Source organism: Variovorax sp. 160MFSha2.1, from assembly GCF_048305075.1.
Taxonomy (GTDB): domain Bacteria; phylum Pseudomonadota; class Gammaproteobacteria; order Burkholderiales; family Burkholderiaceae_C; genus Variovorax; species Variovorax guangxiensis.
Genome location: NZ_CP157624.1, coordinates 1,528,162 through 1,549,604, shown reverse-complemented (window position 1 = coordinate 1,549,604; position 21,443 = coordinate 1,528,162). Strand labels below are relative to the sequence as shown.

Sequence of the window (21,443 nt, the reverse complement as noted above, 5' to 3'; positions counted from 1 at the left end):
GGCAACTCCGACTTTTGCGCGTTTTTTTCTTGAGAGCTCTGCATATGAGGTCCTTTCAGGGAAATGGATGAGGAAAAAAAGAACAACGATGAACCTTCGCCACCATTGCACGAGGCTCTCTTCCGTAGCCGAAAGAGATGGGTATCAGTGTTGGCACAAATGCCCTGACAACTGAAATTGGAATGCGGCCCTGATCGAGAAAATGGCGCTGTGGAGTAATGTCCACGAAGCACGGACGCAATCCCTTTTGCGCAAACGTGCCGAGCAACGCCTCAAGATGAGGTTCCGTTTGCGCCGAATCCGAGCCATTGATTGCGTGCACAGGCGTCAGCAATCGATGGGCACGTTCGAAGTAGCGACGTTGGGCATAGAGCATCGTGTGATCCTCCGGCGTTGTCACCTCTTCGGGTTTGCGGGCCACATAATCCATACCAGTAAGCCTCGTATAGACCGAGGTTTGGAGCTCATCGAGCCCCGCAGCAATAGCGTCATTCAGATCGAAACGCGCGGCAGCTGCAACACACGTGAAATATCGGCTTGGATGTGTGGCGGAAACAAGTACGGCATGAGCAGCTACCGAATCGAGTTTTTGCACTACGACAGTACAGCCCAAGTCTCTCAACTCATTGATGCGCTCCCTCACATCTTCCAACAGAAATTCGAGCGGTACGGTTCGTCCCGGTCGCTGCACAAGCCAGTGCTGCATGAAGGCATCTCGTTCTATCAATTCCAGCAGAGCTGCCTGCAACGCAAATTCGCGCGAATCACCAGCCGCGCAACCGGATGAATTCATCTCGGAAAAGGGCTTGCCGGCCACTGGCCAACGCTCCGCCATGTATTTCCGAAGATAGACGAGATCGGCTGGCACGCTCACCTCTTGGCCCGACAGCAGATCGATTCCTGATATCCAACGGTGGAGGGAGGTCGGATCGAATTTGCCAAACGGAAAACCCGCAGATGCGTACTGGCTTTCTGAGTACGCCACGAGAGAAACAGGGTTCAAGGGGTTCGGAACATCACCGAGACGGCCAACAGTTACGCCTTTGGGTTCTCTTGCAGCCTGCCGTTCGATCGTTTCGGCATGTGCCTTGATGTAAGCAAGACGCGGGTCCCGATCCTTTCCAAAAGTATTGAACTGTGGATCAGTCTTTCCCTTGACGCGTGCACGTGCCACATGAAATGGCAAACGGCGCTCGTCAGCCTGCGTATTGCCCCAGACGAAATCAATCGGCTGAGTCAGCGCAACAGCCTGCCGCTGTTCGGGCGTGGCACGGGCTCCGAAAATAGCGCTGCCCAGCACCATCTGTTGATTGATTTGACACAGTTCCGCGACATGCTCCTCGCAGTAGCCACCGATCGTGGCCGAGCCGAGGCCCATCGCTGCACCACTGAGAGCCAGATTCTGAAGCGCCGCACCCGCCTCCAGAAGCAAGTACGGCAGGGCTCTGTTTCGATATCGCAAGGCTGCAGTACGCACATCCCCCATCACAAAAACGGCCCCACACGCGAAAGTGAGTTGCCACGGTTTGAAGAAGCACCGATAAAGCAGTTGCACATCGGAGGAGACAGGCTCGAGTGCAATATGACGCGCGGCTCCGTAGTCCACGGCGTAGACACCTGGCGGATAAGGCCCGACCGAACGAATCAGGACGACAAAAAACCGCAGCAGGTAGAGACCGCCTGCCGACGCCAGCGTCCGGTGTTGTTGGCCGGCGCCTGCTTGTGGATGACTGTCTGCCACCACACCTGCCGCTGTCCAGAGCCACGCATGCAGAACATCGACGGAAATAGCGGCATCGTCAAAAGTCGATGCAGACCGCCGAGCAGCAAAAAATTCGTCGAGAGGCGTCGCTCCTATTCTTGCGCCCCTTGGAGGTAGTGCAGAAAAAGCGGCGGACTTGCGCGTCCGTAGACGATCCGTCAGATCCTCAGGCGCAGACTGTCCAATGGGACTGGTTTGAAAGCCGAATCCCGCCAGTTTTTCAGCGAGATTGATGGCATCGACCAATGCTCCCCTAGCCAGCAAAAAGTCCAGAAAGGACGCGAATTCCTCGCGCTCTTCAGGCTTAGCTTGCGCCACGATGTCATTGAAGCTGGATTGTCCGTTGCAACTCTTCAGAACCCGCTGCAAGAGACGGGACGGAGCCACTACATTCAGGTCGCCGTCGGCCAGTTGCAGCTGCAAGCGCTCACCCTGAAGCCAGCCCACTCCCGCCAGAACAGGACACAGGCGATCCTTGTCCTCCAAGCTGGCAGCAACGACAGACCAGATGGTGGCGTCCTTGTCATCCCCCATAGAAAGGGATGTTTCGGGCATTGCAAAAACCGCTGTCTGCGTCACTGTGCAACTGCCAGCTGCGCAGGCTGCTCACTTGCGATCCCTTGCGATACTCGCGGTCCAGAGGGTAAAGCCCCCCTTGCAAGCGCCGTGCGCGTGGGGGATTCTTCGGTCGCGGGGACACCAAACAGATCCTGGAACATCAGCGGATATCCTGGCGGAGGCATCACCGGATTCGAATTCATCTCGAGCCACCAGACCTTGCCGTGCCCATCCACTACGCCGTCGACCGAATAAAGAACTGGGGCGGACAGCTTGCGCATCATTTCCTCGCCCAAAGTCTGCCCCAATCGAGCGATCTGCTCCCGCGCGGACGCCGGAAGTCGACCAAGGGCGTTATCTTCCTCGACAGACTTGGGATCGCGCGAATAGCGGCGCCCGTAGCGGTAGTCTAGCCAGACCTTCTGCCTTGAAGCCAACACATCATCGAGACGTATTCCCTGATACTCCAGGACCGACCGGGTAACCAGCATATCTGGCGACGTGTCGAAGGTGCGCTGTACTACCGACAACCTACGGTCAATCAGTGCCGCGACCGATGATTGCCCATCCCCCTCGATCACTGGATATGGGTGCAGATGCGCATAAAAAGGCCGCACTCCCCAAAACCATACCTTCAAATTCTCGCCGGCGACGAATTGCTCCGCGAACAAGGTGCTTTCTGGATATCTGCCTGCACCAGCTACCGCCTTAACAGAGGCAAGATTTGTTCCAGCGGCATAAGGGCCGAACAGGTCGTAGCCGAACGAACCGCGGGAACGCTTCAAAAGAAAGTCCTCAGGAACATGGCCAGCGTCGAGCCAGCTCATCGGCGTCGACTCTCCGCGTTGCTCGAGAAGACGCTTGAACGCCAGTTTCTCAGAAGCCAGATCCCAGCTCAATGGTTTGTAGGGCAACCAACCGATGAAACCTTCGGCTGCCGGCGACAGCACCGGCGTATGACTGAATCCGTCATCGCGTACAGCGAAGAACTGCGGATACAACACATAGACTCGATTGCGAACCTTGATCTCCAACTCGAAGTTCGCAACGTCCAAGTTGATTTGGGCCCCAGCGCGCTGTGCCCAAGACTGCACGGCCCTGAAGTGATTCAACGTGACAAGTAGATACGCCATTCTCTGCTCAGAACTCCAACGACTGCGCTACTGCTTCGCTGCTTCGCACCAAACGCAGCAGCCCTGCAGGCGACCCCTTCTGTAGAGCATATCCAGTCGACCAAGGATTTGTTTAGTGCCCTTCCGGAAAAAAGCTAAACAAATTTTTCCAGCGATGGATGTATTGCGGAGAACCGTGCGCCAACCCTCGTCCCGAGTGCGATTGGCGGCCACCAGGGATGGCCCTGGGCTCTGCCCAAGATTCGTCATGAACCGGGCCCGGAGCAGGCTGCGTGATCACGGTTCGCATCTTTTTTGGATAGACGGACACAAAAATGGTAGCGATCGTCAGCGGCAACAGTCTTGGTCTCAGTCTGACTTCTTTGGCTACGCTGGGACAGCGCGGCACACTCGGGACGGCCGGTCAAGGCCGGAACGGGGAACAAGCCTTCGTCAACATCGCCACGGGCAATCTGGTTCTGCAGGACTTCGACGACCGGCTGGAGGGCCGAGGTCTCGACATTGGGGCCGTACGCACCTACAACAGCCAGGGGCTGCTGAACGACGACAACGGCGACAACTGGCGAGTCGGTGTGTTCGGCCAGCAGATCCAGTTGAGCGGGACTGCTGGGTCAGCTTCCAGTGTGTTGACACGGACCGACCGTGACGGAGCGGAGTCCGCCTACACCTGGGACAGTACGCGCAACCTTTATGTGAGTTCGGCGGGCTCGGGCGCCTTTGACACGATCGCCTACGACGCAACGGCCGGGCGCTTCACCTGGACCGACGGCACAACCGGCATGGTCGAACGCTATGAGTCGAGCGGTCAAGGCCGCCTCCTCTCTGCCACAGATCCGAGTGGCAACACCGTCACCCTGGCCTACAACACGAACGGCACGCCGCAGAGCTTCACCAATGCCAACGGAGAGATCACCTACTTCGACTACGTCGGCGCGAACCTTGCGCAAATCCGGACCCTCACTGCGATCGGCAAGACAGTCACCCGCGCGCACTACGCATATGACGCTTCGAACAGGCTTTCGAGCGTCACTGTCGACCTGAGCCCCGAAGATGGCTCTACGGCCGATGGCGCGAAATACGTCACGACCTACACCTACGATGGTGCGAGCAACCGCATTGCCTCGGTGACGCAGACTGACGGCTCCAGCCTGGCTTTCACGTACGTGCAGGTCGGTGCGGACTACAAGGTCGCTACTGTCAAGGACGGTGAAGGCAACACGACCAGCTACAGCTATGACACGGCCAATCGCCGCACATCGGTGACGGATTCGCAGGGCCGGGTCAGCACCTACACCTACGACGCAAGTGGACAGTTGCTGCAGATCAAAGCACCCGCCGTCAATGGCATCACCCAGACGACCAGCTTTGCCTACAACGCCAATGGCGACTTGATCCAGATCGTCGACGGCGAAGGTCATGCCGTCGACATGCAGTACGACGGCAACGGCAACCAGACGCTGCAGCGCGACGCCGCGGGCAACACGATCACCCGGACCTACGACCTGCACAACCAGTTGCTGACCGAAACCGTCCATCTCATACCCGACCCGGACGGCCTGGGACTTCCGCCACCCGCGCAACTTCTGACCACCCGTTATGTGTACGAGGGCACGGGCAGAAATCTGCTGCGCTTCGTTCTGAGCCCGGAAGGCCGGGTGACGGAATATCGCTACGACAGCTACGGCCAGCGGGTCAGCAGCCTCCAATATGGAAGCGGCACCTTCGATGTCTCGGCGATGAGCCCCGTTGCGACGCCCTCCGAATCCCAGATGGTCAGTTGGGTCGGCGGAGAGAACCGCACGCTCGCGAGCCGCACCGACATCGTCTACAGCGCACGTGGTCAGGTGCAGCAGATCAGTGTCTTCAGCAAAGTCGATGCCTCCGGCAACGGCATCGCAGACGGCAGCGAATCTGTCACGCACTACGTCTACGACCGTGCCGGCCAACTGCTGAGCACCGTCAGCGCCACCGACGGAACCACACAGTACACCTACGACGGGATGGGCAGGCAGCTGTCCGTCCAGGACGCGCTGAACAACGTCACCGTCACCAGCTACGACGACGCCGGCAACAAGACGACCGTGACGCGGGCCAACGGGCTTGTGACCACGAGCGCCTACGACCGCAACGGCAGGCTGGTGAGCGTGCAGCAAGGTAGCACTTCGACCCCCCTTCTCTCCAAGACGACCTACGTCTACAACGCCGGAGAAAGCCGTCCCTACCAGACGATAGATGCCACTGGCGCAGTGATGTGGGCGGTTTACGACGCCATGGGTCGCATCAACGCGGAGGTCTCGGCTTCCGGCAGGGTAACCGAGTACGTCTACAACCAGAACAACCAGTTGGTGGAGACAATCGTCTACGCCACTCCCTCGCCCGGGCTGACGACGGCACTGCAGAATCTTGCAACCACTCACGTGCCGGTGGTGTTCGCCAACTTCAGGCCGGCAAAAAGTTCGGCCGACCAGCATGCCTGGCGCATCTACGACAACGCTGGACGCGCGGTGCGCACGATCGACGCTTCTGGTGCAGTGACCGACACCGCCTACGACGACGCGTCGAGGGTCACATCGATCACCCGCTACGCCGGTCGCATCGATACGTCGAACCTCGGATCGACGCCCGCGCTCGCGGCAACGAAACCTCCCCTGGACCCGGCAAAAGACCGGGTAACCCGCAACTTCTACGATGCCGACGGCCTTCTGCGAGCCACGCTCGATGCGGAAGGCTATCTGAGCGAACTGCGCTATGACGGCGCGGGACGTCTGATCGGGCAGACCTCGTACGCGACCCCGACCGATCCGGCATTGCGCGGTACAGGCCTGCTGGCTCAACTCGTCCCTGCGGCAAATGCCAGCGACCAGAAGTCGTACTGGCTGCACGATGCGCAGGGCCGCACCGTCGCGGAGATTGACGCAGAGGGATACCTGACCGAGCGCGTCTATGACGCCAACGGCAACGTGACGCAGACCGTGCGCTACGCCACGCGCGTGAATGCCACGTTGCTCGCGCAGATCTCCGCCGCCACCACCGTGGCCGACATCCGCCCTTCGTCCACGCCCGAGGACCGTTCGACCGTTGTCGTCTACGACAAGCTCAACCGCGTCTCGCAGCAGACCAACTACGAAGGCACGGTCACGCAGTATGCGTACGACAGCGTCGGCAACCTGATTTCGACCACGACCGCAGCAGGCACGTCGGAAGCACGCACGTTGAGCGCTCGCTACGACATCCAGGGCCGGCTGACCGGCGAGCTGAGCGGTGTCGGAAGCGCCCTTCTCGTCGGCGGGCAGACCCAGGCCCAGATCGATGCGATCTGGGCGCAGTACGGCCTCACCCATGCCTACGATGCAGCCGGACGCCGCGTCAGCACCACGGATGCATATGGCAACAAGACCCTGTTCTTCTACGACCTGGACGGGCGTCTTACCCATACCGTCAACGCCCTGGGGGAAGTCGCCGAGCAGCAATACAACACGCTTGGTCAACTCACCGCGAGCATCCAGTACGGCAGCCGCATCAGCGTGGCCGGGCTGTCGGGAGGGCTTGTCACCGTCAGCCTGACCAATGCGATCAACGCGATCGCAAACAACGCGCTCGACAGCCGACAGAGCTTCACCTACCTCGCCGGCGGCCAACTCTCCACCAGCACCGATGCGCTGGGCAACGTGACGCAGCGAACCTACAACGCGTTCGGCGAAGAGGAAAGCCGCGACCAGGCCATCGGCGACGGTCGCCACCTGGTGCAGACCCAGACGCTGGACCGTCGCGGCCTCGTCGTCGGTACGGTCACGGACGCCTCCGGCGTCAACGCGATCACCAGTGCTGTCTACGACGCCTTCGGGCGCGCGACGCGTATCGTCGATGCGAACGGCAATGCTCGCACCCAGACTTACGATCGCCTCGGCCGCGTGGTCGTGACCGTCGATCCGCTCAATGCGCAGCGCTCCACCAGCTACGACGCGTTCGGGCGCGTCCTCACCCAGACGGATGCGCTGGGCAACACGACCACGTACAGCTACGACAAGGTGCTGCGCAGCGTTTCGGTGACCACCCCGGAGAACATCACCGTCACTACCGTGCATACCCGCCACGGGCAGACGCAACGGGTGATCGACGGCAATGGCAACACCACGAGCTTCAGCTACGACAAGAGCGGCAATCTGCTCACGACCACGACGCCGCTCACCACCACATCAAGCGCGTTCGATCGCTCGAACCGGCTCGTGCAGACTACGGATGCGAACGGCAACATCGTCGCCTTCACCTATGACGCCGCCAACAGGCTGCTCAAGCGCACCGTCGATCCGGACGGCCTGAACCTGGTCACGGAATATGCCTACGACGCCAAGGGCCAGCAGATCAGCGTGACCGATGCGAACGGCAAGCTGACGCAAATGGTCTATGACCTGAAGGGTCAGTTGCTGAGGCAGGTGCTGGACCCGGCCGGGCTGAACCTCGTCACCGAGTACACCTACGATGCACGCGGCAAGACGCTGAGCGTGCTGAGTCCCGGTGGAACGCTCACCAAGTATGCGTACGACAACCTCGGTCGCCGCATCGAGGAGCGACTGGACCCCAACGGGCTGAATCTCCGTCGCACGTATGCCTACGACAAGAACGGCAACCTCACGAGCGACACCGACGCGAACGGCAATGTCCGCCGCTACGTCTACGATGCCGACGACCGGCTCGTCTTCACGTTCGATGCGCTCGGCAACCTGAAGCGCAACGACTACGACGCGGAAGGCCGCATCGTGAGAACGGTGGCCTATGCGACACCGATCGACACCACTGGCCTGGGCGCAGCGCCTACTCTCCAGCAGATCGCCTCGCGCGTGCCCAGCGAGGCAGGTGGAGCAAGCACCGAGCGCCGCGTGTTCGACAAGGACGGCCGCCTCGTCGCCACGATCAGCGGCGATGGCGACCTGGTCACTTTCAGCTACGACGCCAACGGCAAGGTCGTCGAACGCGTGGCTTATGCCACGCGCGTCCCGGTTCAAGGCTGGACACCCGGCACCCTGCCCGCGCCAGTTCCCGACGCGGCACATGACCAGCGCGTGCGATTCGTCTATGACCAACTGGGTCGCACGATCTATACGGTCGACGGGACAGGTGCAGTCGTCCAGCAAAGCTACGACGGCAACGGCAATGTGCTCGAACGCATTGGCTATGCCACCCCGATCCCGGTCAGCACGCCTGGCTCCGCAGCGGCCATCGCGGACGCCATCGCCGGCATCGCCAATGCGACCCGCGATGCCCACGACCGCTTCGTCTATGACCGCGCAGGCAGGCTGACCTGGCACGCCGATGGCGCTGGCGCCGTGACGCAGCAGGTCTACGACAAGAATGGCAATCTGATCAAGCAGATTCAGTACGCCACGGCGATCTCCAGCTCTGCCCTCCCCAGTTCGGTTGCCCCGAGCGCGGGCGACCGCATCACCGACAAGGTGTATGACGCAGCCAACCGCCTGAGCTACTCGATCGATGCCCTCGGCACACTGAGTTCTATCTCTTACGACAAGAACGGCAACGTGCTCATGCGTTGGACACTAGCGTCCCGCCTCGCTCCGCCGACCATCAACAGTCAACCGACTTCTGCGCAGATAAAGTCATCCGCGTCTCCAAACCTGGGAGCCGACCGTGTGGAACGCGCCGCGTACGATGTGGCCGGCCGTATGGTCATCAGCATCGATCCGACCGGTGCCGCCACCGAAATCACGTACGACGGCGTGGGCAATCGCATCCGCACGGTGCAATACGCCACCCGACTCGATTCGTCGAAAGCTCCGCCCTTCATTCCAGGCTACGCAGACGTCCGTTCGCTTGCGAATTCTCAACTCGACCGCGTCACGTCGAGCACATTCGACGCGAGCAATCGCCTGCAATACACCGTCGATTCGCTTGGCCACGTCACCTACAACAGCTACGACGGGCTCGGACGGCTGACGCAGAGCACCGCATACGCGCTGGCGATTCCGGCCGGCGAACGTGGCACTTCGGCCGCCATCGCCGCCGCGATAGTCACCCACCCCGAAGATCGCAGCAACAGCTTCAGCTACGACGCAGCCGGCCGCCTGCTGCGCAGCACCGACGCATTGGGCTTCGTCGAAAGCTACGGGTACAACGCGCTGGGCCAGAAGATCTCCTTCACGAACAAGAAGGGCTCGACCTGGACCTATGACTACGACGCGGCTGGTCGCCTGACGCAGGAAACGGCTCCGGCGGTGGACATGACAGCCGTCACGACCGATGCCACGGGCAACCTCGTGGTGGATGGTGCGCACTCGGGCTCCACCCCCCTGGTCACCCGGATGGCCTACGACGCGCTGGGCAACCTGTTGTCGCGCACCGAGGCTCTCGGCCGCCCCGAACAGCGCACGACCAGCTACCAGTACGACACCGTCGGCCACCAGGTCAAGGTCATCTTCCCGGAAGTGGGCGTCTACGCGGACAACCCCGCAAACGCCGCTCTTGGCGGTCGCACCGAGGTGCTGAAGGCGCTCTTCACCGAAACCCGCTACGACGCCTTCGGCAATGCCGTGAGCAACCTCGACGTTGCCGGCAACATGAGCTACAAGACCTACGACGTGCTTGGCCAAGTGCGCTACGAAGTCGATGCGCTCGGCTTCGTCACAGGCTACCAGCGCAATGCCTGGGGCCAGGTCACGGAGCTTGTGCGCTTCGCCAACGCCACGGGGCTCACGAGCGGGAGCCCGACCAGCCTCAGCACGACGCAAGTGAGCGCCGCGGTCAACGCCGCGGGCATCGATCACGGCTCCGACCGGATACTGACCACCGAATACGACCAGGCGGGCCGTGTCTCGAAGGTCATCGAACCTCAGACCTTCTCCTATGACGCCGGCGCCGCCGACGCCGTCAAGTACTTCACGGCCGGCAAGACGACCGTGAACCGCTACAACGCGTTCGGCAATCTGACCCAGATGGCGGAGCTGAAGAACGCGCAGACGCAGGAGTGGATCCGCACCAACAACTACTACGACCTGCGCGGGCAGAAGATCGCAACGGTCGATGCGCTGGGCTACCTGACCACCGAAGCCTTCGACGGCGCCGGGAACATGGTCCTGCACAAGGAATACGCCACCGCCATCGCCGGCTGGAACGCCAATGCAGCCAGCGCTACGCCGCCGGTCGCCCCCGGCAGCAACGACGACCGCGCCACGCTCTACACCTACGACCTCGGCGGGCGGAAGACGGCCGAGACCCGCCTGTCGGTCGAGTACAGCGGCAGCGCCAACGGCACTTACAGCCGTGCCGACATCGTGACCGGCTACGGCTATGACGCCGTGGGCAATCTGACGCGCACGACCGACGCCAACGGCGCGAGCACTTACAGCTACTACGACGCACTCGGCCGGGTTCGCGCCGTGGCCGCGCCCGTGCGCATTGCCGGCGGTACGGCACTCACGCCGGTGACCGAGTTCCTGCGTGACGCCTACGGCAACGCCGTGGTCACCATCGCCCGTTCGGCCGGCGCTGCAAGCGCCAACGACACCAGCTACATGCTGGCGGGCGCCAACGCGGCCGATCGCGCCACGTTCGCGGCCTACGACCGCATGGGTCACGTCACGCAAAGCATGGACGCCAACGGCGTCAACCGCTACAGCTCGTACGACGCACAAGGCCATGTCGCCAAGGAGTGGCAGCTCGTCACCGACGGCAATGGTGTTTCCAGCACCATGTTCCGCGTCTATCAGTACGACAAGCTCGGGCAGCAGACACACATCTTCGACCCAGCGTCCACCAGCCAGCTCAACGGCTCCACCATCACCACCGTGAGCCAGGCGCAGGCCGGCCTCGTCGATACCGCCGTCACCTACAACGCATTCGGCGAGGTTACGCGAAAGAGCGTCAATGGCGTGGAGGGCGAGTACTTCGACTACGACAACGCAGGCCATATCTGGCGCACCAACTCCGGTGACGGCGTAGACAAGGTGGCTTTCTACAACCTGCAGGGCAAGCAGACCGCGCAGCTCACGAGCTACGGCGCGGCCTACGAAAACCTCAATCTCCGCTCGTTCCAGCGGCCGGACGAACTTGCCTGGCGCGCCGTGCGCCGCACCGATACGGTGTATGACGCGCTCGGCCATGTGACGCAGACAGTGGGCCCGAATCGTGACGAGCTGAATACCGGCCCCAAAAGCAGCCGCACATATACCAGCGCCATCATCGGCAGTTCGAGCCACAAGACTACGGGTGAATCGACCGATACGGTGTCATGGGAGGGAACGAATTCCGTGACGCTGTCCTGGTCTGCGCTGCATGGCCTGGGTGCCGGCGACGTCAAGGTCGTCATGGAGTACGCGACCCAGACCTGGATCGTCGGGGGCGGCACGAACAACGACGAGTCGACGAATCCACTACCCACGAACCCGCAGTCCGTGGCGGGAGGAGAACTCCGCAGCCGCACGCAGATCATCAGCAACGCGCCGGACGGCTCCGACAGCGTCACGCTGACGTGGCAAGACCCGGTTGCGAGCAACGGAGGCATCAGCCGAGTCACGCGCCTGACGCTCTACAAGAAAGACCTGTACGGCAACTGGCAGCAGATTTCCGACCAGAGCGCACTGGGCTACGCCAGCCAGGTCATCGACATCGACACGCCGGACGACCCAAGTTCGACAGTGCAGTTGCAGATCCGCCCGGCCGGCAGCAGCGGCGACTCGGGTTGGGCTTCGGTCGGGCTGACCAACTTCGGCAATGTGCTGCGCTTCAACGCGGCAGGCCTGCCAGCGGGCAACTACGAATACCGGGCGTTGATGACCACGGCGATCGGCGTGACCACGCAGATCGGCAGCGGCCGCATCGACCTGACGTCACCACCCCTGCAGTCGATCGATACGCCGATGGGCTTCTACCAGACCGGCGTCACCGGCCTGGGCCTGTTCACGTGGCAGTCGCCAGGGAGCGGCATCGACCAGGTCTTCCGCATCCGCCCAGCCGGCAGCACCGGCGCTTGGGATACGCGCGTGGTCAGCTCCCGCGGCGAAGGCAAGGACGGCGTCGATCTCTCGCTCATCGCGGCCGGAACCTACGACTACGAACTGCTCTGGGTCCGAAGCGGCGAAGGCGTGCCCTACGCGCATGCGACCGGGCAGGTCGTCAGCACGGGCTTCCAGCCGCCCCGCTGGGTACCGCCGGTGAACCTGCCGGTCATTCCAGGCGTCGAGGTTGCCACCGTCACGGTCGGCCCGGGCGGTGACCATGACGAGTCCTCGAACAGTGGCCCCACCACCACCAAGACCGTCATCCGATGGCCGGCGACAAACCTCGGGCCGACGGAAAGCATGTCGTTCCGCTACCGTCTGCAGGGCAGCGGCGAATGGCTCACCCTGCCGATCGGCGGAAACGTCAGCTACGACGAATCGATCATCAAAGGCAACCGCGAGGTCGACATCGGCGGCCTGGCACCTGGAAACTACGAGTATCAGGTGCTCGTTACCCAGAATGTCCTCGGCACGGAAAACCCAGTGGCGCAGGCAACCGGCAAGCTGGTCGTCAGCCCCACGAGCGAAGGGCACAACGTTCCCACGCTGACGCCGTTCCCCAAGCCGGTGACTATCACGCCCGATGATCCGGCGAACCACATCATCGGTTGGACCGGCTCCGGCCCGACCTACGGCCCACCGGTGGTGATCGGTACCGACGCGAACGGCCAACCCATCTTCGGCCAGGGCTACGGGCGCGACATCATCTCCGGCGGCGACGAATCGGGTCCGGTGGTCTATGGCCCTGTGAAGGCTATTCCGTACTACACCTACGAGGCCGTGCAGGTCACTCAGATGGTGCCGGTGCAGGTGGCCGTCGGCCGCGACCCGGTACCGGAGCGGGACGAGGCCGGCAACATCATCACCACGCCCGTCTACGAGACTCGGACGGGAACGCAGACGGTGCCCGTGCAGGTGCAGGTGGGCACTGACCCGATATATGACCGCGACGAAGCCGGCAATATCATTTACGAGACCATCTACGAGACGCAGTACCAGCAGCGAACGGTTCCGGCCTATGGCTGGGTCCAGGTTCCGCGCGTCGAGGCCTATCAGGTAGCCGTGCAGGGCCCACCCATCGTTGCCTACTATGACGAAGGCAACCCGATCTACCAGCGGGACATGTGGGGCAACATCCAGTACTCCACTGTCTACGAAACACGCTACCGCACGGTCTACGACTGGGTCATCGTCCAGACCGGCTGGCAGCAGGAAACCTACGCCGTCCAGGTGCCGGTCCAAAGACCGAGGATCATCGGCTACCAGCCGCGCTACGAAACCCAGTACGTGCAGGTGCCCTACACCTACCAGGTGCAAGTCGGCAGCACGCCCGTCTACAAGCGCGACGCGGCCGGCGAGATCATCTACGAGACCCGCTACGAGACCCAGATGCAGCCGCAGACGGTCTGGGTGCAGGTGCCCAAGCTCGTCACTCCGCCCGATCCATCGCAATTCATCATCAGCGAACACTCGGGCAGCCCCATCTACGGTCCGCCGGTCATGGTGCCGACAAGCAACGGCAACGAATCGGGGCCGGCCACCACGCTCGGCAAGGGCTACGAGATCGTGAACGGGGTGGTCACCGCGGTGCCCTATGTCGAGATCCAAACCGAATGGCGCTGGGTCGACGTCTGGGTGCCAGGTACTACCCCCGCCCCGACGGTGACGGACACCACGCCGCCCTACACACCCGGCTATGTGATCCCGCCTCTGCCGCCGCTGTTCGCGGCGACCGTGACCACAGCACCGGGCAGCTCGGCCGTGAGCGAGAACAACACCGCCGGTGCACCGGGCAGCCAGGCGATCTGGCAGGACAGCAGCAGCGGCTCGCCGCGCCCGGTCGTCAACCAGAACACCGACCGCTGGGGCAACGTCATTTCCATCAGCGACCCGCGTTCGGCGGGCTGGGTCACGACCTACCGCTACAACGCCAACAACCAGCTCGTCGAGCAGAGGCAGCCCGATGCCAACGGCACTGGCGAAGCAGTCACCCAGCTGTTCTACGACAAGCTGGGCCGCCAGGTCGCGGTCAAGGACGCCAACGGCAACGTCCAGGGCAAGGTGTACGACGCCGGCGGCAACCTGGTGCAGGAACTCAACGCCGACGGCGGCACGATCACCCACAGCTACAACGCCTTCGGCGAGAAGATGAGCACGGTCGACGCCGAGGGCCGCTCCACCGGCTTCACCTACGACAACGTGGGCCGGCTGCTGACCACCACGCGCATGGCCGCAGACATCTGGGGCTGGGCCACGTCGTTCGGTCCTTCCGTCATTGGCACGGCGCAGATTGTCGAAACCGTCACCTGGGACCAGGCTGGCCGCAAGCTGAGCCAGACCAACGGCGCAGGCGAGACCATCCGCTACGCCTACGACCTGCGCGGCAACCTCGTGAGCACCACCCAGCCGCTGGGCCAGGTCAAGCGCGCGGCCTTCGACTCGATGAACCGCAAGATCGCCGAGGTCGACGCCAACGGCGCACTTGCCACCTGGAGCTACAACTACTTCGGCCAGCTCACGGGCCACACCGACATCGGCGGCGCCACCTACAGCTACAGCTACGACAACGCGCGCCAGCTCACCCAGCAGACCAACTCGCGCGGCCAGAACCTGAGCTACTCGTACGACAAGGCCGGCCAGCTGCTGCGCATCGACGACGCGGGCGTGGGCAAGGTCACGACCTACGCCTATGACCTGGGCGGGCGTCGCATCCGCGAGACCACCGTACAGGGTGGCGTGACCTACCAGGACAACCAGATGGCCTACGACGCGCTGGGCCGCCTGCGCTGGGTGGCCGACACCAACGCCTACATCACCATCGACTACGACAAGGTCGGCAACCGCACTCACATCCACACCAAGCTCGCCTACAGTGCGCTGACCGCACAAGGCCCGCAGGGCACGCCCATCGAGGGCGGCGAGGAGACCGACCGCTACTTCGCCTACGACCAGATGAACCGCCAGACGCTGGTCGATTCGGCCACCGCCGACGGCAGCGTGCTGGGCGCCGAGGGCCACAGGCTGAGCTACGACAAGAACGGCAACCGCACCCGCGACGAGCACGCCGGCGTGCGCATCGTGCAGGACAACGGCCAGTGGACGGCCGTGGCCGGCAACATCGTGGAGGAGTACAGCTACGACAACCTCAACCGCCTGAGCACCGTGAAGCGCGACGGCGCCCTGGTGGAGGCTCGCGGCTACGACGGCGCCAGCCGCGTCATCCAGAGCACCCCCGGTGCCCTGGGCGCGGACTACGTCAACCTGCACCGCATGCTGCGCGGCACCAACGGCACCGACGCCCTGCAGGGGCGCTTCAGCCAGTACGACGCCAACGGCCGCCTCGTCCACCAGGCCACGGCCGAGTACCTGGTGTCCGCCAGCGCGGTCAACTACACCTACGACAACGAGGGCAACGCCCTGTCGTATCTGGTGGCCGACACCGTCAACGGCACCTTCACCACCACCACCAACACGGTGGACAAGGCCGAGGGCTACCGCACCTCGGCCAGCGTGAGCCTGACCACCAAAGCCGGCACGGGCGCGCTCGTGTCGCAAGGCATCATGGGCTACAACTACGACGCCAACGGCCACCTGAAGTCCACCGGCGACGTCGGCCAGACTGCCCAGCCGGACCTGCGCACGCACAACTTCATCAACGACGCCAACGGCAACGCCCTGTACGCCTACTACGCGTATGAAGGCACGCCCGACAAGCGCGTCAACGGCCAGCGCCAGATGGTGGTCAACGGCGAGGTGCTCGGGCGCTACGGGCTGCTGTCGGACACCCGCTTCGACGGCACGCCGCTGGCGCAGAACGGCCCGTTCTTCACGCCGCAGAGCGATTTCAGCTTCGGGTATCAGCCCATCAACGGCAACTACCCGGCGGGCACGCCGGGCAGCTACTCGGTGGGCGTGAGCGACACGCTGCAGACCATCGCCAAGGGGGCGTATGGCGACTCGAGCCTGTGGTACCTGATCGCGGATGCCAACGGGTTGAGCGGCAATGCCGACCTGCGTGCGGGGCAGGTGCTGCGCATTCCGGCGGCGACCAGCAGCGCGAACAACGCGAATACGTTCAAGCCTTACGACCCGAGCAAGATTGCTAACGACTCGCCGACGATGATGGCGACGCCGCAGAGCCAGGGAGGGGGATGCGGGGCGATCGGGCAGATCATCATGGTGGTGGTTGCAGTAGTTGTGACGATCTTTACGGCAGGGGCTGCTGCACCTTATCTCGGGGCTACAGTGACAGCGGGCACAACAACATTCGGTGCGGGTCTTGCTGCACTGGGAGGGACTTATGGCGCAGGTGTTGCGGTGGCAGCCGGCGCGATCGGCGGAGCCGCGGGGTCTATCGCCAGCCAAGGCGTGGGCATTGCGATCGGCGCACAGGACTCCTTCAATTGGAAGGGAGTTGCCCTCAGCGCCATCAGCGGGGGTATTTCTGGAGGCTTAGGGGCAGTTGCCAATGGGGCAGTCCCCGCGTTGCAAGGCCTCGCGGGTAACGGCTTAGGGGTCACCTTGACACGTGCTGCCTTGGGTAATGCGATCAGCCAGGGCATTGGTGTTGCGGTTGGATTGCAAGACAAATTCAGTTGGCAAGGAGTAGCGGCCGCTGCCGTGGGCGCGGGCGTCGGTTGGGGCGTAAATCAAGCCCTGAGCGGTGATGTCTTGCCGGCGGGGCAGGCAGGCCCGGTACGTCCTGCTGCGTTCAGCGGTTTGGGAGAGTTTGGTGGTGCTGTTGCGCGTGGAGCCGTCTCGGGCTTTGCCGCTGGCGTGACCACAGCGGCAATGCGGGGAGGAAGAATTAGCGCAGCTCAGGTGGCTGCGGATGCCTTTGGCAATGCGCTGGGAGACAGCCTGGCTGCAGCTAACAGCGGCATTCCAGGGCCAGTGAGTGCAGACGAAAGGTCGCGTATCTTGGGGTATTTCGCTGATGCGCCTAGCACCAGCGGCAGCACGGCAGCAGCAAGACAGAACTACGGCTTCTCGATGGCCGCAGAACAGCGCTTGCAGACTGGACAAACGGTAAGCGATGGGTATGGGCCGGTGAATTCATTCGACCCCACGGCCGACAGTTTGAGAATTCGCATTGGTGACCCCAACTCAGAGCAGCGAATTGCGGACAGAAGGCAGGCGGAAGATCGCCGGGCCAGGGTCGATGAATTGCAGCGCAATATAGACGAGCTCAAATCCATACGCGAGCAGACTGATTCAACGAAGATGCAGAGACTTGATGGCCCCACACTGCCAATGATCACGGTCACAGCTTCGCGAGAAGACGATGGCTCGTACGACATCAGCGAAGCAGCACAGCTGTCGAATTACCCTGCGCCCAATAGTGCTGGTACAGGCACTATCACCAATCTGCCGCCTACCTTCTGGGAACGCACGTGGCTATCGCCTGAGGTGCAGCATGTGATGGGCAATAGCATTACGGGCAAGCTTGTTGGCGGGTTAGCTCATGCAGGTGGTACTGCATGGGCAAGCTTCGTCAGTCGCGATGGCTACAACCCGGCCACCGGCAAGAATCTCAACTTGGTGCAGCAGCGCGATGGACGCATTGATACGCTGATCAACGCGGCGGCGACCGTGGTCACCGGTGGAGCGAGCACGGCGACGAGAGTCGAGCTACAAGCCATGAAGGCAGGGGTATCTCAGGCGGAGATAGCTACTGCAACAGCTGCGCGGCAATCGATGCGAGAGCGAGTTCTTGCCAATATCGAGGCCACAAGAGCTGGCAATGCTTCCAGTCAATTTGAATACTATGCGACTGTCGAGAAGCTGCTTGATAAGCGGATCGAACTGGGATTAACATCTAACGCCAAAATGCAACGCAACTTTGCTTACAGCGAATATCAAATAAACGGTGATATTGGTGGAGACTTTGCTTTAAGTGGCAAGAGCACTCCCAAAGGAACCATTGGTGTTCCTGAACGCCGAATGTTTAGCACAATGGAAGTCGGCTGGGATAGGGCGTATGATACAGAAGTTAAACTCTTTGAGTCCATTGCGCAACGCTACAATCCTCAGCGACTTGCCGTTGTTCCAGATGTTTCAGGCTCAGTCAATTTGCATTCGGAATTAATTGTTTGCTATTCATGCTCCCGCGTAGTCGGTCAATTTCAGGAGATGTTTCCAAATATAAACGTATTCGTGAAATCCGGCGCCAATGCAAGCAAGGCATTCTTTAATTAAGAGGTTACATTGAATATGTTTAAAAAATTATTGCAAGCAGCCGGATTGGACGAAGAAACCTCCATCGCAGGAATTTCTGACGCCGAAATAGAAGAACTGGCAATCGCACAAGGACAAGTCGCGCTTCCTGCTGTTTATCGTGAATTTTTGAAAGAGTGCGGAAGGGGCGCCGGCTTGTATCAGCGTGACGCAAGTTTTTTCTTCCCCGAAATAAAAGCACTAAAAAAACAGCTTGTAGAAATGTTGGCGGACGAAGAAATAAAATTCCCCATCCCTGCCGAAGCGTTTGTTTTTGGAGCGCACCAAGGCTTTCAGTTCCATTATTTTCTTTGCAACGAAATTTCCGACCCAGCCGTATATCAAATTGATGACGGAGGCAGTGATCCTTTTATTATTTGTGAATCATTTTCCGAATATATTCACCGAGGAATTCAACAGTATCGAGATGCCTTTCATCAGAAAAAATAATTCGATCACTTTTCATGATTGGCAAATTTAAATCTTTAGTGAGCGTTTGATTTATCTCAATAATGAGAAACCGAAAGCCTTCATTGCTCTAGCCGTCATGTTGGGGTTCGTGAAAGCGGCGGCCTTGATGACGTCGACTGCTCAGTGCGGAGTCAGCGCCGTTCCCCAGCATTTCGTTGACGAGGTATTGCTGGATCTTGGGTAGCACCGAAATCGTATCGGCCTTGCCTCCATCACTTCATCGACCGCTTCGTCTACAGCTACAGCTACGACAACGCCCGCCAGCTCACCCAGCAGACCAACTCGCGCGGCCAGAACCTGAGCTACTCGTACGACAAGGCCGGCCAGCTGCTGCGCATCGACGACGCGGGCGTGGGCAAGGTCACGACCTACGCCTATGACCTGGGCGGGCGTCGCATCCGCGAGACCACCGTACAGGGTGGCGTGACCTACCAGGACAACCAGATGGCCTACGACGCGCTGGGCCGCCTGCGCTGGGTGGCCGACACCAACGCCTACATCACCATCGACTACGACAAGGTCGGCAACCGCACTCACATCCACACCAAGCTCGCCTACAGTGCGCTGACCGCACAAGGCCCGCAGGGCACGCCCATCGAGGGCGGCGAGGAGACCGACCGCTACTTCGCCTACGACCAGATGAACCGCCAGACGCTGGTCGATTCGGCCACCGCCGACGGCAGCGTGCTGGGCGCCGAGGGCCACAGGCTGAGCTACGACAAGAACGGCAACCGCACCCGCGACGAGCACGCGGGCGTGCGCATCGTGCAGGTCAATGGCCAGTGGACGTCCATGGCCGGCAACATCGTCGAGGAGTACAGCTACGACAACCTCAACCGCCTGAGCACCGTGGTGCGCGACGGCGCCCTGGTGGAAGCTCGCGGCTACGACGGCGCCAGCCGCGTCATCCAGAGCACCCCCGGTGCCCTGGGCGCGGACTACGTCAACCTGCACCGCATGCTGCGCGGCACCAACGGCACCGATGCCCTGCAGGGGCGCTTCAGCCAGTACGACGCCAACGGCCGCCTCATCCACCAGGCCACCGCCGAGTACCTGGTCTCCGCCAGCGTGGTCAACTACACCTACGACAACGAGGGCAACGGCCCGAGCGGCATCCGCAGGACACAGCAGCCTGATAGCGAGACTTAGACCAGCTGCGCAAGAAGCTCAGAAAGATTCAACCCTGCCTGCGGATCTCCGGACAGAAGACGTTCCGCATAGGCCCCTGACGGGCTTGCAGCGTTCAGTCTCGAGCACTCCGCGGAGGAATCTCGCGCCTCAGACGTCCGCTGCTGCACAAACAGCGCTACAGCCAACCCTCCGTGGCTTTCCGAGTGCTTGTCATCCAGCGTCAATGCAGACAGGAAGCTCTGCTCCGCCAGCTCCGCTTTTCCCGACAGAATCTGGGCCCAGCCCCACCCCCGCCAAGCCGGCGCGTGGCGAGGAGCCAGTTCCACGGCGCGCTCCAGATCGGCGATGGAGTTCTCCGTGTCCCCAATCAGGAGCCCGGAGAGCCCGCGCACCGTCCACGTGCGCCCATCGGATGGCCATTTCGTACAGGCTTCGCCGGCCAGCCTGCACAACTCCTCAAGGGAGGCATGGCTGCTCATCGCCATGTAAGCCGCTGCAACGAGGCACTCTGCGGACACCGTGTCGCTCCTGCTCCGTCCCATTGCGATCCACCGTTTGGCAGAGGCGACATCGCCGCGCTCCACTCTGGCAAGACTGGCAACGCCGGCAACGGCTGGATCAAGCAGGCCACGGGCGTCCAACTGGGCAACCCAGCGATGCAGCCGATCTGCCGCACACGAACGATGCAGCGCCCTCACCCACAGGATTTCCAGGGCACGCCCTCCCTGGGCAGCGGTGTTTGCGACACCGTCGACTTCGAGCAGCGGCGACAGCCAGGCCACGCAGCCTGCGTCATCCCCGCGCATGAAAGCGATCGATGCCAGTTTGTGGCGCACCACGGTCTGAAACAGGCTGGTCGTGGCTTCATGGTCGAGCGCCCCGTGCAAGTGGGTTGCTGCTTCATCCCACCGCTGCTGCGCAAGGTACCAGTCGCTTCTGCGCAGGATCCAGGTTTCGGCGCCCTCGCCTGCGTGGCTTTCTCCTGCACGCAATTGACGCTCCGCCTCGCCCCAGTCGGAGCGCCGCAACGCAGCTGCAAACGCCTCGGCAGGAACATCAGTTGCCTGCGATGGAGAGGCTTCGACCTGCGGCGCAGCGGTGGCGAGGGGATACAACGTACGGGTGTTCATGAGACAAGTCATCCAGCGTTCCTGCGATTTGTTT

The 21,443-nt window shown here is 61.9% G+C and carries 6 protein-coding genes; 3 read left to right on the top strand and 3 right to left on the bottom strand.

Annotation, left to right across the window (positions count from 1 at the left end):
* Positions 1–55: 55 nt before the first annotated feature.
* Positions 56–2,317: a YcaO-like family protein gene (locus ABL838_RS06640; protein WP_418124770.1), complete on the bottom strand. Its 2,262-nt coding sequence runs from the start codon at positions 2,315–2,317 to the stop codon at positions 56–58.
* Between the two features lie 20 nt (positions 2,318–2,337).
* Positions 2,338–3,375: a hypothetical protein gene (locus ABL838_RS06635; RefSeq protein WP_418124769.1), complete on the bottom strand. Its 1,038-nt coding sequence runs from the start codon at positions 3,373–3,375 to the stop codon at positions 2,338–2,340.
* 392 nt (positions 3,376–3,767) lie between these two features.
* Between ABL838_RS06635 and ABL838_RS06630 the strand changes: the two genes are divergently transcribed.
* The 3 genes from ABL838_RS06630 to ABL838_RS06620 all read left to right on the top strand — a co-directional run bounded on the left by ABL838_RS06630 (position 3,768) and on the right by ABL838_RS06620 (position 20,297).
* Positions 3,768–18,659 (top strand): deaminase domain-containing protein, encoded by a 14,892-nt coding sequence (locus ABL838_RS06630; RefSeq protein ID WP_418124768.1) that lies wholly within the window; start codon positions 3,768–3,770, stop codon positions 18,657–18,659.
* Between the two features lie 45 nt (positions 18,660–18,704).
* A complete protein-coding gene (locus ABL838_RS06625; RefSeq protein WP_418124766.1) occupies positions 18,705–19,127 on the top strand; it encodes an SMI1/KNR4 family protein in 423 nt (140 codons plus the stop codon).
* 372 nt (positions 19,128–19,499) lie between these two features.
* On the top strand, positions 19,500–20,297 hold the full coding sequence (locus tag ABL838_RS06620; RefSeq protein ID WP_418124764.1) for a hypothetical protein: 798 nt from the start codon (positions 19,500–19,502) through the stop codon (positions 20,295–20,297).
* Here ABL838_RS06620 and ABL838_RS06615 read toward each other — a convergent pair.
* Positions 20,294–21,409 carry a tetratricopeptide repeat protein gene (locus ABL838_RS06615; protein ID WP_418124763.1) on the bottom strand — a complete coding sequence of 372 codons (1,116 nt, stop codon included), beginning with the start codon at positions 21,407–21,409 and terminating at the stop codon, positions 20,294–20,296. The genes ABL838_RS06620 and ABL838_RS06615 overlap by 4 nt on opposite strands.
* Positions 21,410–21,443 lie beyond the last annotated feature (34 nt).

Bases quoted from the DNA above. Each gene is read 5' to 3' on its own strand.
- ABL838_RS06615 (WP_418124763.1), bottom strand. From the start codon at position 21,409: ATGAACACCCGTACGTTGTATCCCCTCGCCACCGCTGCGCCGCAGGTC.
- ABL838_RS06630 (WP_418124768.1), top strand. From the start codon at position 3,768: ATGGTAGCGATCGTCAGCGGCAACAGTCTTGGTCTCAGTCTGACTTCT.
- ABL838_RS06640 (WP_418124770.1), bottom strand. From the start codon at position 2,317: ATGCCCGAAACATCCCTTTCTATGGGGGATGACAAGGACGCCACCATC.